A 15,885-nucleotide genomic window follows, 5' to 3' on the forward strand; every position below is an offset into this window, starting at 1 on the left:
TTGCGTTCGAAGGCTAGAGCTGGGCCCAGACCGACTTCGTCTTCAGGTAGGCCTCGATGCCCTCACGCCCGAACTCGTGACCCCAGCCGGACTGCTTGTAACCGCCGAACGGTACATCGTGGTCGAACACCAACTGGCAGTTCACCTGAACGCTGCCGGCCTGCAGCCGCTTGACGATGCGGTGGGCGCGGCCGAGGTTCTCCGTCCAGGCCGTGGCCGCCAGGCCGTAGGTGGTGTCGTTGGCCATGGCCACGGCCTCGTCCTCATCGTCGAACGGCAGGACACTGACCACCGGCCCGAAGATCTCCTGCTGATACAGCCGCATGCCGGGGTCGACGTTGGTCAGCACCGTCGGGTGCACGAAGTAGCCCTTGCGGTCCAGGCGGTAGCCGCCGGTCACCACTTCGACGCCGTCACTCTTGCCCTCGTCGATAAAACCCATGACGCGGGTCAGCTGCTTCTGGCTGATCAACGGTCCGCTGACGCAGCCCTCTTCGCTGGGCGCGCCCAGCTTGAACGTGTCAGCCATCAGCGCAATGCCTTCCACCACGCGGTCGTACACCCCACGCTGCACGAAAATCCTCGAGCCACATACGCATCCCTGCCCGGAGTGCACGAAGATGCCCAACGACGCCATCATGATCGCCTTGTCCAGGTCGGCGTCGTCGAAGATCAGCACCGGCGACTTCCCGCCGAGTTCGAGCATGACCTTCTTCAGGTTGCCGGCCGAGGCCCGCACGATCTCCTTGCCGACCTCGGTCGACCCGGTGAAGGCGACCTTCTCGACGTCGGGATGCGCGGTGATCGCCGCACCGGCGGTATGCCCGTAACCGGTCAGCAGGTTGACCACTCCCTCGGGGACACCGGCATCGTGAATCAGCCTGTCCAGCAAGACCGCCGACAGCGGGGTCTCCTCCGCGGGTTTGACGAGCATGCTGCACCCGGCCGCCAGCGCGGGCGCCAGCTTCGCGCTGGCATTGAAGATCGGGCCGTTCCACGGGAAGATCAGCCCCACCACGCCGAAGGGCTCCTTGAGCGTGTAGGCATGCATGTTGACGAAGGCGTCGGTGGCGATGCCGTCCGTCTTCACGTCATACGCGACGCCGTTGAGCTTGGAACACCAGCCCGCGTAGTAGCGGAAGAACTCCGAGCAGGTCGACATCTGCAACTGCGCCTGCATCAACGGCATGCCGGTGTTGAGCGAGTCGAGTTGGGCGAACTCTTCGGCATGCTCGTCGATCAAATCCGCGATACGCCACATGATCTTGGCGCGCTCGCGGCCCGGCAGCTGGGACCAGGCGCCCGATTCGAAGGAAGCCCTCGCCCGCGCGGCGGCACCGTCGACCGCCGCTTCCCCACAGTCGGTGAACTCGGTGATCGTCTCCTCGGTGGCGGGGTCGATGACCGCGATGACCTCGCCCGTTCCCGGGCGGTTTCGGAGGTCCTCCAATACCGTCTGCAGCGTCATCCGATCCCTTCCGTATCGCGGTGCCGTTCGGCCGGCACACAATGCTGAGCACTTGCTTAGCATTGTGTGTGCAGCCGGTCAAGGCCGCGTTCACGGATCAGACCGCGGCGCCGTGCCGCGAAAGCGGTTGGTATCGATTGGCTAGCGCAGCACTCAGCGCAGTTCCTGGATGCGGATCAGGTTGCCCGCGGGATCGCGGACCGCGCAGTCCCGCAGTCCGTACGGCTGTTCTGTCGGCTCCTGGACGATGTCGACGTCGTTGGCCTGCAGCTGCTCGAAGGTGCGGTCGAGGTCCTTGGTCGCCAACAGCAACGTGGCGTAGCTGCCCTTGGCCATCATCTCGGCGATGGTGCGCCGCTCGTCATCGGTGATGCCCGAGTTGGCGGCCGGCGGATTCAGGACGATCGACGTGTCGGGCTGGTTCGGAGGTCCCACGGTGATCCACCGCATCTTGCCCTTTCCGACGTCAAGGCGGACTTCGAAGCCGAGGGTGTCGCGGTAGAAGGCGAGCGAGGATTCCGGGTCGTCGTGTGGCAGGAAGCTCGAGTGAATCGTGATATCCATGGGGTCAGGCTAAGCGCGGCCCGGTGACCGATGCTTCTCGATTCCTGATCGGTCTGGTCACCTGTTTGGCCACGCAGGGCGGCATTCCGGCCAGCGTGTCCACCCCCAGGCGCCGGTAGGTGCTCGGCGGCACGCCGACCAGTTCGGTGAAGCGAGTGCTGAAGGTGCCCAACGAAGAGCAACCGACCGCGAAACACACATCGGTGACGCTCAGGTCGCCACGCCGCAGCAGCGCCATCGCGCGCTCGATGCGCCGCGTCATCAGATAGGAGTATGGCGACTCGCCGTAGGCACGGCGGAACTCGCGGCTCAGGTGGCCGGCGGACATGTGCACGTCACGCGCGAGCGCCTCCACGTCCAGCGGCCGTGCATACTCGCGATCGATCCGGTCCCGGACGCGGCGGAGCAGCGTGAGGTTGCGCAGGCGCTGCGCCGCGTCGGCTCCTTGGCGCACCGGTAATCCCTACGCGCCGACCAACTCTGGATGGAACTTGGTCGCCATCCGGCGCAGCCCGTCACGCCAGTCGACCGTCGTGCCGCCGATCAGCTCGTGCATCCGGACGCTGTCCGTGGGATTGCCGCGCAGCGCCTGAGCGCTCACCTCGAAGACCGGCTCCTTGCCCACCAGCGAGCCCAGGTAGCCACACCACTCCTGGATGCTGACCGTTTGGTCACCGCACCAGTTGACCGTGGTCGCCGGGACCGACGCCACCTCCAGCAGCTTCGGAATGGTCGCGATGATGTCGTCCTCGTGAATCGGGTTGTAGCGCGCGGGTTCCCCGGGCGGGACCGGGATCGGGATGCCCGCCAGCAGCATCTCCATGTGGTAGAACGGCCACCCGCCGTTGTCGCCGTATGGGACGTTGAGCCGGGCGACGGTGGTGGGCACTCCGAGGGCCCGCGCCATCGAACGGGCGACGACCTCCCCGGCGATCTTGGAGATGGAGTAGGTGGGGAACAGGCACTTGTGGTTGTCGCCCAGGGCGGCGGCCTCGGTTCGCGGATCGTCGCCCGGCGGGTCATAGACGGCGGCGGACGAACAATGCAGAAACGCCTTGGCATCGCGGCAGTGCGCCATGAGCAGACCCACCGACTCCGCATTGGCGGCGAGGTCCTTGTCCCAGTTCCCGCTCTTGGCCACTGCCAGGTTCAGGACGTACTCGAAATCGGTTGGCAGACTGGCGAAGTCACCTGCTGCCAGGTTGACCTTCTCGCATCGGACGCCAGCCTTCTCCAGGCCCTCCCGGGCCGCCGGATCGGTGAAGCGGGCAATGCCCCACACCTCGTTGTCGGCCGCGAGCGCCCGCGCAATGGGGGTTGCGATTTGACCGGTCGGACCGGTGATCAGGATCTTCGAGCCGCGCATGCGCTGATAGTAGCGACTCACAGCCCTGGTTGGTCGTCGATGATGCCGAGCCAGATCTGCGCGACGTCGATGGCGACTTTCTCGCTGATGAAGGCATGCTGCGTCCCGGTGTAGATGTCCCGGAAAGCGCGCTCCAACCGGGTACCCTCCCGGATCGAGCTGGTGCCCGCGACCAGGTGCGCCCACTCGGCGCAGCTTCGGGCCGTGTCGGTCGCAAAGACCGCCGCCACGCGCATGTCCGCGCGCAGCAACGGTGTCAGCTCCTCCCCCGACGCGACCGCGGCCTCGGCGGTGGTGAACGCGTCGAGCACCAGCAGCCGAGCGGCGCGCCAGGCCGCGCGGTGGTGCGCCAGCCCCTTCTGGAAGGTCGGGCGGCTGGCCAGCGACGCCATGTCACTCATCCGGAACTTCGTCGCCGCCAACTCCTGGACGTCGTCGAGCATGCTCTTGGCGACGCCCAGGGCCCACGACGCGTGACCGGCGGCGGTCACCGGCATCAGCCCCATCCGGGTGGCCGGCGACGTCCCGCGATACGGCTGACGCACAAAGAGCTCGAAGGTGCGGCTCGCCGGTACGAACACCTCCTGGGCGCTGTAATCATAGGACCCGGTTCCCTTGAGCCCCTGGACAAACCAGCCGTCGTTGAAGCTGATCTGATCCCGGGGAATCACCGCGACCCGCATCTCGGGGAAGCCCTCACTGATCCAGCGCATTTCGCCGTTGTCCATCGGAAGGAACCCGGCGGCGACGTACTGGGAATGCCCGATGCCCGAGCCGAAGTTCCACGACCCGCTCACCAGGTAGCCGCCATCGACGGCGGATCCCTGCCCGTTGGGGAAGAATTGGCCGCCCATCGTGACGCGGTTGTCGTGCGCCGTGAACACCTCGGCAAAACCCTCGTCGGGCAGATACGCCGCGACGGCGAAGGAAGATGGCAGGTTGGCGATGCCGACCCACCCGAAAGAGCCGTCCTGCCAAGCCATTTCGATCCAGGTTTCGATCATCTCGGTGAACGACGGCTCCGTACCGCCCGCCGGGGCCGGGTTGAACGCGGACATCAGCCCGGTCGCCCACATCTCGTCGACGATCGCCGGGGTAAGGGTGCGCATCCGCTCGGATTCTGCGGCCTCGGCGCGCACCAGGTCGCGCATTCCGCGGGCGAGCGAGACAACCCGGTCATCGGTGTCGGCTATCGACGTCATCCACCTGTCCCATCATCGCGACGGCATCAGCGGGAAACTGATATCGGTGACCGTACCAACCGCTTAGCGCTGAAAAGAATGAATCGCGGGACACGGGGCCGGAAGCGGTACGCCGAAATGTCGCCTTACCGTAGGGGCGTGCGCTGGATCGTTGACGGCATGAATGTGATCGGGAGCCGCCCGGACGGGTGGTGGAAGGACCGCGGTCGCGCCATGGCCGCATTGGCCGACCGCCTCGACCGATGGGCCGCCACCCAAGGCGACCACGTGACGGTTGTGTTCGAACGGCCGCCGTCGAGCGCCATTCCCGCGGCGGCGATCGAGATCGCGTACGCGCCCCGGGCGGCCGCCAACTCGGCCGACGACGAGATCGTCCGGCGCGTCCAGGCCGACCCCCGGCCGCACGACATTCGGGTGGTGACGTCGGACAAAGGGCTGAGCGACCGCGTGCTGAGCCTGGGCGCCTCGGTCCACCCCGCTGCAAGCTTCCGCGACCTCATCGACCCCCCGGGGCAGCGGGCCCGATGAACACCAGCCGCAACCGGGTCTGTGCATCCGCCGGGGTCGACATCCCGATCATCCAGGCGCCGATGACCTATATCGCCGGCGCCCAGCTGGCCGCCGCGGTGTCCAACGCGGGCGCGCTGGGCGTCATCGAGACCACATCCGAGCAGGGGCGGGCCGACCTGCGGCGCGTCCGTGACCTCACCGACCGTCCGGTGGGCGCGAACATCGCGCTGATCATGAACCGCGACCCGGCCACCGTGGATCTCCTGGTAGCCAACGACATTCGCTTCGTCACCACATCGGCCGGCGATCCGGCGCTGTTCATCGGACGGCTCCACGATGCCGGGATCACCGTGTTCCATGTGGTGGGCACCCTCGCGGCTGCCCGGAAAGCCGTGGACGCCGGAGTGGACGGGCTCGTGGTCGAGGGCGTCGAGGGCGGCGGGTTCAAGAACCGATTCGGTGCGTCGACCATGGTGCTGCTGCCGCTGGTGGCGGCGCAGGTCGACGTGCCGATCGTGGCGGCTGGAGGGATCTGCGACGCGCGCTCGATGGCGGCCGCGTTCGTCCTCGGAGCCGAGGGCGTGCAAATGGGGACGCGGTTGCTCGCCTCGGCGGATTCCCCGGTGCACGGCAACCTCAAGCAGGCGGTCGTCGCGGCCGATGAAACCTCCACCGTGCTCCTCCCCCTCGACGGCAAACGCATGATGCGGGTGATCCGGACGGCCGCCGCCGAAAGGCTGGACACCGCGATGTCTTCCGGCGACGGCGCCGCGGCGCTGCAACGGGTGCAGCGGCTGTATTTCGACGGGGACATGGACGCCAGTGTCGCCAACACCGGTCAGGTGGCCGGGCGGATCGAGGACATCCCGCCGGCGGCCGACATCATCAAGCGGATGTGGGCGGGATGCGGCGAAGCGCTGGCGGCCACCGCGGACCTGTTCGGGCCGCCGGGGCTTAGCTTGGGCGACTCTTGACGTCGAAGACGACCTGCTCGCCTTCGACTTTGGTGATGCGCATGTGCGCGGTGTAGCCCTTGCCCTCCGGCCCGGTGAAGTGACAGTCGAACTCTTGGCCCACCTTGGCTTCGACACCGGAGGGACAGCTCACGTCGGTCGGGTGGAATCCCGTCTGGCGCGAGACGACGTCGACGACGGATTGCGCCGCGCCGTCGGGTTTGACCGTCGACTTCGCGCTGCATCCGGCGACCTGGAGGGCCACCAGAGTCGCCAGCACGCCCGCGACGACCGGAAATCTGCCGCAATCCATAGCCGGTCAGGCTAACACGCAATCGGCGCGTTAGAACAGCTCACAGCGACGGACATTGTCAGCTCGCAAACGAGCGACGGGAGGCCCGCGCCTGGGGGCAACCGCAGTCGGCGGATCGGGTCAGCCCGCCGCGGCCAGTGCCGCGTCGTAGTTGGGCTCCTGGGCGATCTCGGGGACCAACTCCGTGTAGCTGACCTTCCCGTCGGCGCCGACCACGACGATCGCCCGGGCCAGCAGACCGGCCATCGGCCCGTCGTTGATGGTGACGCCGTAGTCCTCGCCGAAGCTGCTGCGGAACGCCGAGCCCGTCTTGACGTTGTCGATGCCCTCGGCGCCACAGAATCGGGCGAACGCGAACGGCAGGTCCTTTGACACGCACACCACCGTGGCTCCGCTCGCGGCGGCGCGCTCGTTGAAGGTCCGTACGCTGCTCGCGCACACCGGCGTGTCCACGGACGGGAAGATGTTGAGCACCACGGCTTTACCGCCGAGCTGGTCGCTACTGACCGCCCCCAGATCGCCGCCAGTCAGGCTGAATGCCGGCGCCGGGGATCCGACGGCAGGCAGCTCGCCGACGGTGTTGATCGGGTTTCCACGCAACGTTATCTGTGCCATGCGGACAGTCTGCCAAGCGCGCCTTGGCCACCATGGGTCAGGTCCCATGTCCTAATTGGTGGGTTGCAGGGCGTAGACGACATGTGGCTGCGTGCCGAACACTTGAGTCCATGACTCGCAAGGTCGTCATCGCCGGTTTCCCCGGCGTGCAGGCGCTCGATGTGGTGGGCCCGCACGATGTCTTCACCGGCGCCTCGCTGCTCACCGGGGGCGGGTACGAGGTCGTCGTGGGCTCGGTCGGCGGCGGCCCCGTGGCCACCCCGACCGGGCTGGCCTTCGTCGCTGCGCCGCTGCCGGCCCCGAACGACCCCAACGAGAAGATCGACACGGTCGTGCTGCCGGGCGGCGGAGGTGTCGAGGCGGCCCGGTCGGATACCGAGCTGATCGGCTGGATCAAGGCCGTCGCCGGAACCGCCCGCCGCGTGGTCACCGTCTGCACCGGCGCGTTCCTGGCGGCCGAGGCCGGGCTGCTGGACGGGCAGCGGGTCACCACGCACTGGGCCTTCGCCGGGCGGTTGGCCCGCGAGTTCCCCGCGATCGAAGTCGACGCCGATCCGATCTTCGTCCGCACCTCGGACACCGTATGGACGGCCGCCGGAGTCACCGCGGGGATAGACCTGGCGCTCTCACTGGTCGAGGATGACCACGGCACCGAGGTTGCGCAGACGGTCGCCCGCTGGCTGGTGCTGTATCTGCGCCGGCCGGGCGGACAGACGCAGTTCGCGGCGCCGGTGTGGATGCCGCGCGCGAAACGCAACGCGATCCGCGCGGTGCAGGAGGCGATCGAGGCCCAACCCGGTGGCGAGCACAGCATCGACGAGCTGGCCCGTCGCGCGGCGATGAGCCCGCGGCACTTCACCCGTGTGTTCACGGCCGAGGTAGGCGAGGCGCCCGGCCAATACGTCGAACGCGTCCGCACCGAGGCCGCGCGCCGGCAGTTGGAGGAGACCGACGACACCGTCGTCGCGATCGCCACCCGCTGCGGCTTCGGCACCGCGGAAACCATGCGGCGCAACTTCCTTCGCCGGGTCGGCATTCCGCCGGACCAGTACCGCAAGGCCTTTGCCTGAAATCGAAAGGACGACACCATGACCCAAATCGCAATCGTGACCTATCCGGGATTCACCGCGCTCGACATGATCGGCCCCTATGAGGTGCTGCGCAATCTGCCGGACGCCGAGGTGCGGTTCGTCTGGCACGAGCCCGGGCCGATCACCGCGGACTCCGCTGTGCTGGTCATCGGGGCCACCCACGCACTGGCCGAAACACCCTCGCCCGACGTGGTTCTGGTGCCGGGCGGCCCGTCGACCCCGGTGCATGCCCGCGACGAGGCGCTGCTGGACTGGCTGCGCCGGGCGCATCGGACCGCCCGATGGACGACGTCGGTGTGCTCCGGGTCGGTGATCCTGGCGGCGGCCGGACTTCTCGAAGGGCGGCGGGCCACGTCGCACTGGCTGACCATTCCCGCGCTGAAGGCCTTTGGCGCTGTCCCGGTGGCCGACGAACGCGTCGTGCATGAAGGCGACATCGTCACGAGCGCGGGCGTCTCCGCGGGACTCGATCTCGCGTTCTGGCTGGCCGCGCAGATCGGCGGCGAAAGCCGCGCCAAGGCAATCCAACTCGCGCTCGAATACGATCCGCAGCCGCCGTTCGATTCCGGCCACATGTCCAAGGCGTCGGCCGCCACGAAGGCGGCTGCGACCGCGCTGCTGTCCAGGGAGAGTGTGAAGCCGGCCAACGTGAAGGCGGCCACGATGCTGGCGTGGGAGGAGGCGTTGGCGGCCGTGCGGTCGCGGCGGCGGGGGCGACAGCCGGTGACCAGTTAGTCAGGCGCCCGGCTGCAGGATTTCGTCGGACTCGAGCCGGCCGCCGGCCTGTAGCCAGGCGGCCACCACACCGGGCGCGTCCCGGTTGGGGTTGTAGATGTCCTCCTCGCTGGAGAACAGTCCGTCCCCGGCATAGACCAGCCGGGTCCAGTTCGGAAACCAGAAGGGTTCACCCTTGGGGTCCGTCGGATGGTCGAGCAGATTCTTGATCATCACGACGACCGCGTCGTTGTCCTCGTCGTAGGCGGTCCAGTCGGACGGAAATCGCATGTGCGGGAACGGTGCCATGACGGCGACGATCCAGTCCCGCACTGCCTCGCGGCCATGGAACACCCCGTAGTGATGTTCGGTGTAGACGACATCCTCGGTGAAGAGATCGGCGAAAGGTCGCCAGTCGCCCGACGCGCTGCACCCCTCCACTACCCGCGTGTAGTTCTCGACGGCTTGCTCGATTTCTGCCCTGGTGAATTTGCCCATGGCGGACACACTAGAACGTGTTTCGGTTAGAGGAAGCTCGTCTGGATAGGGATATGGCATGAACGTCTTGAAGTTGTTTGATCTGCGCGGCAAGCGGGCGCTGGTGACTGGGGCATCCAGCGGCATCGGCAAGAAAGTGGCGCAGGCATATCTGCAAGCGGGTGCCGACGTGGCCATCGCGGCGCGGCGAGCCGAGGGTCTGGAACAGGTGGCCCGGGAGATCGCGGCGGACGGCGACGGCAAGGTCGTGCCCGTCGCCTGCGACGTGACCCGACCCGATCAAGTCACCGAGATGCTGGAGCGGGTGACCGCGGAGTTGGGCGGCGTCGACATCGCGGTGTGCAACGCCGGCATCATCACGGTCAACGGGATGCTGGACATGTCGCTCGAAGAGTTCGAACGCATCCAAACCACCAATGTGACAGGCGTTTTCCTCACGGCGCAAGCGGCGGCCAGGGTCATGGTCCGGCAGGGCCGGGGCGGCGCCATCATCACGACGGCCTCCATGTCGGGCCACATCATCAACGTGCCGCAGCAAGTGGGCCACTACTGCACGTCCAAGGCGGCGGTGATTCACCTGACCAAGGCCATGGCCGTGGAGTTGGCCCCGCACAATATTCGGGTCAACAGCGTCAGCCCGGGTTACATCCTGACCGAACTCGTAGAGCCGATGACGGAGTATCACCGGTTGTGGGAGCCGAAGATTCCGCTCGGGCGGATCGGCCGGCCCGAAGAACTGACCGGCCTGTACCTCTACCTGGCGAGCGACGCTTCCAGCTATATGACCGGTTCGGACGTCGTGATCGACGGCGGATACACCTGCCCGTAGCTCATGCGACGACGATGCGGCGGCCGAAACGGGCTCGCACACCGGGCGAGAAGAGCGCGCGCAACGGCTCGCCGGCGCGCCGAACCATGCTGGCCGCCACCAGGTCGTCGTGGAGCTCGACGATGTCGGCCGCGTACAGCGGCCAGGTCTCGTGTTCGTTCGGTACCCACCAGGTGCGGCCGGCCGTGCGGGTGTGCGCACCCCATCGGGCCGTCAGCCAGATTTCCAGCGGTGTCGGTTTCACCGGCGCGCCGATGGCGACCTCGATCCGGCTGCGCAGACCGCGGCGGGGCCACCGCCGCACGCTGTCGTACGTGACGCGGTCGCCGTGCCGGTTCGTCCGCATTTTCGCCCAGGTGTAGGGAACGCCGAGGCCGACGCGGGTGACGGGCACGACCGCGAGCCGCGCCGTTGCCAGCGACCGGAACAGCACACCGTGCCGGCCGGCGTCGTCGACCGAATACAGCCGGACGTTTGTCTCCGGGAAGCTGCCGAAGTACGGAAGTCGCAGCACGGAGCCGACTTTGGTGCTGCCCATGACGAACGAGACCAACCCGACGTAGGTCATCCCGTCGGCGAAGACGTCGGGCCGGGTGCCGGGCGGGTACATCGTCTCGACGGTGTCGGGCCGCACCGGCCAGTGGATGAAGGTCAGTTCACGCCAGCACTGATCGAAGGTGACGGGACCGCGAAGCGGCGGCGGGGTGAGCGGGTATCCCTCGAGCCCCCGGCCGCCGCCCGGTTCGGGCGTCGGCGACTCGGGAGTCGCGGTCATCCCTCCAACTCCCCGAAGACCTTTCGTTCGATGCCGGCTTGCGTGGTGGCCGGCAAGACGACGAGCCCCTCGAGTTCCTGGCGCGCCAACTCATAGGCCTGCCGGCGTTCCTGCCCTGTCGCGGCGGAATCCGCCGCGACCCGTAGCAGGTTCTGAGCGCGCGCGATCCGCTGCTGGTCCGCTCGAGAGAAGTCGCTGCGCCGCCTGCGTATCGCTTCCGTCTCGGCGGCGTGGAAGGCGGTCAGGTAGTCCTCGACGGCGGTCCGGTACTGCGCGGCCGTTTCGCGGTCGTCGAGGAGGTCTTCGGCTTTGGCGGGGCGCAGGAAGTCCGCTCGGAGCTTGGCTTTGTGGAAGGCGACCGTGAGCGGGTCGCGCATGTCCGTCATGAGCGGAAAGTCGAGCAACTTGGCGACGTCGAGTTCGTATTCGAGCCAGCGCGCGTCGGTGCGGCTGTGCTCCTCGAGGACGCGGCGCAGCGACCGCCACTGGGCGATGTGGTTGTCGGCGGTGTCCGGTGATTCCGTCCGATCGATCTGCGGCGGTGGTTCGGCCGGCCGGCGGTTGGCGCTGAATGCGCGCACCGCGGCGATGGTGGCCCCAGCCAGGGGCAGGATGACGATCAACAGCTCCGCCAACCGGATGAGTAAACCCACACGGCCAGGATGCCACCCGCGGCCGGCCAAGACGGACGTCGAACGCGGGGACCGAGGACGAATCCAGTGCCGGGCCCGTACACAGGGCCCACAGTCGGCGACCCAGGGAGCGGCGATGTCACGTCTGCGGTCGCACCCCGAGGACGTCGCGAAACAACGCCTGCCGCAAGGCGAGTTCGCGCGGGTCACTCCACAGGTGAAAACCCAGCCGGTTCATCACGTAGGCGAAGCCGACGCCGGTGTCCGGGTCGGCGCAGCCGAAAGAGCCGCCGAAGCCGGGAGTCCCGAAGGCCCGGCCCGAAGAGCCGAAGGCAAAGTGCGGCACGGGTTTACAGAAGCCGAGGGAATACTCCACGTCGACATTCATCACCTTGTCGCGAACGCCCCGGCTCGGCGAGAGCGCCGGTGCCGCCAGAGCTTCGACGGTGTCGCCGCCGAGGCCGAGCTCGGCTCCCCCGGTTGCCGCGCTGCCATATATGCGCGCCACCGACCGGGCGGTGCCGATGCCGTTGGCCGACGGGATCTCGACCGTCCGAACGTCCTCGCGGTTGTAGTCGCCGTTGAACGGGTTGACGCCCCGCGGGACCGCGATCGCGCGGGCGGTCAGGCCGACCGGGTTGAGCGAGGCAGCCACGAATCCCCGGGGCATGACGTTCAAATGCAGCAGCGTTTCGGGGCGAACCCAGTTGTGGATGTGCGCGACCCGCTCACGGTTGACCGAATCCGGCAGGCCGATGTGCAGGTCGAGCCCGAGCGGCCGGACGATCTCGTCGGCCATGAAGCGGCCCAGCGTGCGGCCGGCCGGGTCCGTCCGGCGGATCAGCTCGGATTCGTACCAGCCCAGCGTGATCGCGTGGTAACCGTGCCGCGAACCCGGTCGCCACGCCGGCGCCTGGGCCGCCAGGATGGGCGAGAGCCTGGCCGGGTCGGCGACGTCAACCAGCGCCGGCTTCGGTTTGAGCGCGTACAGCCCGGCCTGATGCCCCAGGAGTTGGCGGACCGTCACGTCGCCCTTGCCCGCCCGCGCGAATTCCGGCCAGTAATCGGCCACCCTGGCGTCATAGGAGATGAGTCCGCGGGACACCGCGACGGCCACGACCAGGGCGGCGACCCCTTTGGTCGTGGAGAACATGTTGACCATGGTGTCGGCCCGCCAGGGTTGTCTCGCCAACCCGTTCCGGTAGCCGCCCCACAGGTCGACGACCTTGACCCCGTCGCGGTAGACGGCGACGGCCGCGCCGACTTCCGCGCCGTCGCGGAAACTGGCGCGGAAGGCGTCGGCGACCTTTCCGTAGCCGGCGTCCACGTCGCCGCCGATCAGGTCCGCCGACACCGCAACCTTGAGCACCATCGTCACGCCTCCGAAAGGAGACTAAGCCAGCGCCGGACGCGAGCAGCGCTTTTCGGGCCGTCTCAGCCCGGCCGGGTCAGTGGCCACCCAGGCTGCCGTTCAGGTACTGGGCGCGGCAGGCCCGCCGCGCCAGCTTGCCGCTGGTGGTGCGCGGAATGGCGCCGGCCGGCAGGAAACACACCTCGGCGACCGGCAGCCCGTGGCGTCGCAGGACCGCGGCGCCGATGGCCTCGATGGCCGGCCGCGGGTCGGCGCGGCTGGTGCCCGTCGCCCGCTCGGCGATGATCACCAGTCGCTGTTCGGTATCCTCGCCGGGCACGTCGAAGGCGGTCACGTATCCGCGCCGCACCAGGGGGGACGCTTCGGCGACGGTCGCCTCGATGTCCTGTGGGTAGTGGTTGCGGCCGCCGATGGTGACCATGTCGACGATCCGGCCGGTGACGTACAGCTCGCCGTCGAGATAGGTACCCAAGTCCCCGGTCCGCAGCCACGGGCCATCGAGCACCGAGCCCTCGGCGTGGCTGCCGTCGGCGAATCGCGATCGCAACCGGGCGCCGAACGCTCGCCCGGTTTCGCCGGGCAGTCCCCAGTAGCCCCCGCCGACGTTTTTGCCCTGCACCCAGATCTCGCCGACCTGACCGTCGGGCAGTTCCGTCCCGGTGGTCGGGTCGACGATGACGGCCCATTCGCTGCGGCCCACCTGGCCGCAGGAGACCTGCGCCACGGCCTCGGGGTCGCCCGCCGCAACCCGCACCGCGCGGCCGGCGCCCAGCTCCTCGCGGTGGAAGTAGGCGGCGGTCGCCTCCGCGGCGGGCGCGATGGTCGCAACGAACAGGGTGGCCTCCGCGATGCCGTATGACGGCTTGAACGCGGTCGGCGGCAATCCGTACGGGGAGAACGCCTTGTTGAACGCCGTGATCGCCTCGATGCGGACGGGTTCGGACCCGATGATCAGCACCACGTTGCTCAGGTCGACATCGTCGCCCGGCGCGGGCAGTCCCCGCTGGGCGGTCCATTCGTAGGCGAAGTTCGGCGCCGCGGTGACTGCCCGGCCCGTCTGGGCCGACAATGCCTTGATCCAGCGCAGCGGCCTGCGGACGAACGCGGCGGGCGACATCAGCGTGGAGTGCCCGCCGTATACCGCCGGGAAGCCGATCATCGATAGCCCCATGTCGTGGTAGAGCGGCAACCAGCTCACGCCGTGCGTGTTGCGGTCAAGCAGGTCAATGGAAAGGATCATCTGCACGAGGTTGGTGCCGACCGCCCGGTGCGTGATCTCGACGCCGACCGGGGGCCGCGTCGAACCCGACGTGTACTGCAGGTGAGAGATGTCGTCATGGCGTAACTCATTGGGGGCGAATGAATCCCGCGCCGAGTCGGGGATCTCGTCGATCACGATGACCCGTGGCCGGTGCCGTTGCGGGAGGGTGCTCAGAAAATCCTCGACCGCGTTCCTGGCCGCCGATGTGGTCAACACGGCCGTCGGCTGCGAATCGCGCAGCGCAGTGTCCAGGCGTTCGGCGTGGCCGGGCAACTCGGGCGCGAACAGCGGCACCGCAATGGTTCCGGCCTTGATCGCGGCATAGAACCCCATCACGTAGTCGAGGCTCTGCGGCGCCAGGACCGCGACTCGATCGCCATGGCCGGCGGCCTGTTGGACGCGCGCGCCGATGGCTTCCAGCCGGACACCGAACTGGTTCCACGTCACCTCTTCGACATGGCCGTCGGCCGAACGGTTGTAGTCCAGGAAGCGGTACGCCACGGCGTCACCGACATTGGCGATGTTGCGATCGACGAGCGAGATCAGCGTGACGTCGGGCGGCACCAGGATGTTGCCCGCGGCATCCAGGCAGTCCTCGATCTCGAGCAGGCCGGGGACGGGCCTGGTGTGCTGCCGCGAAACGAACTCCATGGCCCTACTGTAGGCAAGGGGATGCCGCAGCAGCCGCGCCGCGAAGAGTTGTCGGGACGCCCCGCGCGAAGGGCTTTCGGAGGGAATCGAATTCGCCAGTCGGCGCCGGCCCGTCGGCGACCGTTGTGCGCCCTCGTCACGGTGACCACGGCGTGGGCGGTAGCCTACGCGCGAGCGGCGTGCAGGGTCGTCGATGATCGCACCGGGAGTTGGCCATGTCAGGCAGGACGTTTTCATTCGAGATCAACCGCACCAGCACCGCGCCCGCCGCGACGCTGTTCCGGCTCGTGACCGACGGCGCCAACTGGTCGAAGTGGGCCAAGCCCATCGTCGTTCACTCGAGCTGGGCCCGGCAGGGCGATCCCGCGCCCGGCGGAATCGGGGCCGTCCGCAAGGTGGGGATGTGGCCGGTGCTGGTGCAGGAGGAGACCGTCGAGTACGAGCAGGACCGCCGGCACGCCTACAAGCTCGTCGGCCCCCCGACTCCGGCCAAGGATTACTCGGGCGAGGTGGTCTTCACGCCGAACCCGGCGGGCGGAACCGACATCCGCTGGACCGGCTCGTTCACCGAGGGAGTGCGCGGGACGGGCCCGGTGATGCGGGCCGCCATGGGCGGAGCGGTTCGGTTCTTCGCCGGCCGGCTGGTGAAGGCCGCCGAGCGGGAATCGAACGCCGGGCGGTAGCACCGGGCGCATGACGGCCGCGGGAGGCGGCCGCCGCGCTTTCAGGCAGGGTCTACGGGTTGTTGGCCTGTTGCTCGTCCAGCTGAGCCTGCTGCATGCTCTGCTCGAACTGCTGCTGGGCCTGTTCGTTCTGTTGTTCCGCCTGCTGCATGGACTGTTGCAGTTGCTGCTGGGCGAGCTGCTGCTGCAGTTGGGCTTCGTCGTCGCCGTCATCGGCGGCAAAGCCGCCGGAGAAGTTGGGCGGTGTCTGGGGCGATACGGCCACGTCGGTCAGGCGCACCGGTCCCTGCGCCGTGCCGAGGAGGGAGAGCAGGGCGACGGCCGCGGCTCCCGCGAGAAGGAGCCGCACCATTCGTCGCCGGCGGTGGTCAGGGGCGCGGGTAGTCAT

The 15,885-nt window shown here is 68.2% G+C and carries 19 protein-coding genes; 6 read left to right on the top strand and 13 right to left on the bottom strand.

The genetic code is table 11. From position 1 onward, the window contains the following. Positions 1 to 13: 13 nt before the first annotated feature. From A5773_RS08145 to A5773_RS08165, 5 genes are all read right to left on the bottom strand, one after another. On the bottom strand, positions 14 to 1,468 hold the full coding sequence (locus A5773_RS08145; protein ID WP_066954491.1) for an aldehyde dehydrogenase: 1,455 nt from the start codon (positions 1,466 to 1,468) through the stop codon (positions 14 to 16). Positions 1,469 to 1,621: 153 nt separating this feature from the next. Continuing rightward, positions 1,622 to 2,032, bottom strand: coding sequence for a VOC family protein (locus tag A5773_RS08150; RefSeq protein ID WP_066954488.1), 411 nt, complete (start codon positions 2,030 to 2,032; stop codon positions 1,622 to 1,624). A gap of 4 nt (positions 2,033 to 2,036) precedes the next feature. Further along, a complete protein-coding gene (locus A5773_RS08155; RefSeq protein WP_066954485.1) occupies positions 2,037 to 2,486 on the bottom strand; it encodes a helix-turn-helix transcriptional regulator in 450 nt (149 codons plus the stop codon). 9 nt (positions 2,487 to 2,495) lie between these two features. Beyond that, the gene (locus tag A5773_RS08160; RefSeq protein ID WP_066954722.1) at positions 2,496 to 3,398 is read right to left on the bottom strand and encodes an NAD(P)-dependent oxidoreductase; all 903 of its coding nucleotides are present in this window, start codon (positions 3,396 to 3,398) and stop codon (positions 2,496 to 2,498) included. A gap of 17 nt (positions 3,399 to 3,415) precedes the next feature. Further along, complete coding sequence (locus A5773_RS08165; protein WP_066954481.1) at positions 3,416 to 4,600, bottom strand: acyl-CoA dehydrogenase family protein; 1,185 nt, start codon at positions 4,598 to 4,600, stop codon at positions 3,416 to 3,418. Between the two features lie 138 nt (positions 4,601 to 4,738). Here A5773_RS08165 and A5773_RS08170 point away from each other — a divergent pair, with 138 nt between their 5' ends. Further along, positions 4,739 to 5,128, top strand: coding sequence for an NYN domain-containing protein (locus A5773_RS08170; protein ID WP_066954478.1), 390 nt, complete (start codon positions 4,739 to 4,741; stop codon positions 5,126 to 5,128). Continuing rightward, positions 5,125 to 6,084 carry a nitronate monooxygenase family protein gene (locus A5773_RS08175; protein WP_066954475.1) on the top strand — a complete coding sequence of 320 codons (960 nt, stop codon included), beginning with the start codon at positions 5,125 to 5,127 and terminating at the stop codon, positions 6,082 to 6,084. The genes A5773_RS08170 and A5773_RS08175 overlap by 4 nt, the downstream gene beginning before the upstream one ends. Here A5773_RS08175 and A5773_RS08180 read toward each other — a convergent pair. Both A5773_RS08180 and tpx read right to left on the bottom strand, forming a co-directional pair. After that, a complete protein-coding gene (locus A5773_RS08180; protein WP_066954472.1) occupies positions 6,065 to 6,376 on the bottom strand; it encodes a DUF4333 domain-containing protein in 312 nt (103 codons plus the stop codon). The genes A5773_RS08175 and A5773_RS08180 overlap by 20 nt on opposite strands. Positions 6,377 to 6,496: 120 nt before the next feature. Further along, a complete protein-coding gene (gene tpx, locus A5773_RS08185; protein WP_066954469.1) occupies positions 6,497 to 6,991 on the bottom strand; it encodes a thiol peroxidase in 495 nt (164 codons plus the stop codon). 110 nt (positions 6,992 to 7,101) lie between these two features. Between tpx and A5773_RS08190 the strand changes: the two genes are divergently transcribed. Together A5773_RS08190 and A5773_RS08195 are read left to right on the top strand one after the other, a co-directional pair. Beyond that, positions 7,102 to 8,061, top strand: coding sequence for a GlxA family transcriptional regulator (locus A5773_RS08190; RefSeq protein ID WP_066954466.1), 960 nt, complete (start codon positions 7,102 to 7,104; stop codon positions 8,059 to 8,061). A gap of 66 nt (positions 8,062 to 8,127) precedes the next feature. Then, positions 8,128 to 8,817: a DJ-1/PfpI family protein gene (locus tag A5773_RS08195; protein ID WP_231989099.1), complete on the top strand. Its 690-nt coding sequence runs from the start codon at positions 8,128 to 8,130 to the stop codon at positions 8,815 to 8,817. Here A5773_RS08195 and A5773_RS08200 read toward each other — a convergent pair whose 3' ends face one another. Then, complete coding sequence (locus tag A5773_RS08200; protein ID WP_066954460.1) at positions 8,818 to 9,294, bottom strand: nuclear transport factor 2 family protein; 477 nt, start codon at positions 9,292 to 9,294, stop codon at positions 8,818 to 8,820. A gap of 58 nt (positions 9,295 to 9,352) precedes the next feature. On the opposite strand from A5773_RS08200, the gene A5773_RS08205 reads away from it, so the two are divergent. Then, the gene (locus tag A5773_RS08205; protein WP_067790447.1) at positions 9,353 to 10,123 is read left to right on the top strand and encodes an SDR family oxidoreductase; all 771 of its coding nucleotides are present in this window, start codon (positions 9,353 to 9,355) and stop codon (positions 10,121 to 10,123) included. Between the two features lies 1 nt (position 10,124). On the opposite strand, the gene A5773_RS08210 is transcribed toward A5773_RS08205, so the two are convergent. From A5773_RS08210 to A5773_RS08225, 4 genes are all read right to left on the bottom strand, one after another. Then, positions 10,125 to 10,898, bottom strand: a complete 774-nt coding sequence (locus A5773_RS08210; RefSeq protein ID WP_067790450.1) for a YqjF family protein — start codon at positions 10,896 to 10,898, stop codon at positions 10,125 to 10,127. Then, the gene (locus tag A5773_RS08215) at positions 10,895 to 11,551 is read right to left on the bottom strand and encodes a hypothetical protein (protein WP_066954451.1); all 657 of its coding nucleotides are present in this window, start codon (positions 11,549 to 11,551) and stop codon (positions 10,895 to 10,897) included. Before A5773_RS08215 ends, A5773_RS08210 begins: the two co-directional genes overlap by 4 nt. 118 nt (positions 11,552 to 11,669) lie before the next feature. Then, complete coding sequence (locus A5773_RS08220) at positions 11,670 to 12,902, bottom strand: serine hydrolase domain-containing protein (RefSeq protein WP_067790483.1); 1,233 nt, start codon at positions 12,900 to 12,902, stop codon at positions 11,670 to 11,672. Positions 12,903 to 12,978: 76 nt separating this feature from the next. Further along, positions 12,979 to 14,814: a fatty acyl-AMP ligase gene (locus A5773_RS08225; protein ID WP_067790453.1), complete on the bottom strand. Its 1,836-nt coding sequence runs from the start codon at positions 14,812 to 14,814 to the stop codon at positions 12,979 to 12,981. A 215-nt stretch (positions 14,815 to 15,029) separates the two neighbouring features. Between A5773_RS08225 and A5773_RS08230 the strand changes: the two genes are divergently transcribed. Beyond that, positions 15,030 to 15,497, top strand: coding sequence for an SRPBCC family protein (locus A5773_RS08230; protein WP_066954445.1), 468 nt, complete (start codon positions 15,030 to 15,032; stop codon positions 15,495 to 15,497). A gap of 52 nt (positions 15,498 to 15,549) precedes the next feature. Here A5773_RS08230 and A5773_RS08235 read toward each other — a convergent pair whose 3' ends face one another. Beyond that, positions 15,550 to 15,885 carry a hypothetical protein gene (locus tag A5773_RS08235; RefSeq protein WP_156659573.1) on the bottom strand — a complete coding sequence of 112 codons (336 nt, stop codon included), beginning with the start codon at positions 15,883 to 15,885 and terminating at the stop codon, positions 15,550 to 15,552.

The organism is Mycobacterium sp. 852014-52450_SCH5900713 (assembly GCF_001667075.1).
Classification (GTDB): Bacteria; Actinomycetota; Actinomycetes; order Mycobacteriales; family Mycobacteriaceae; genus Mycobacterium.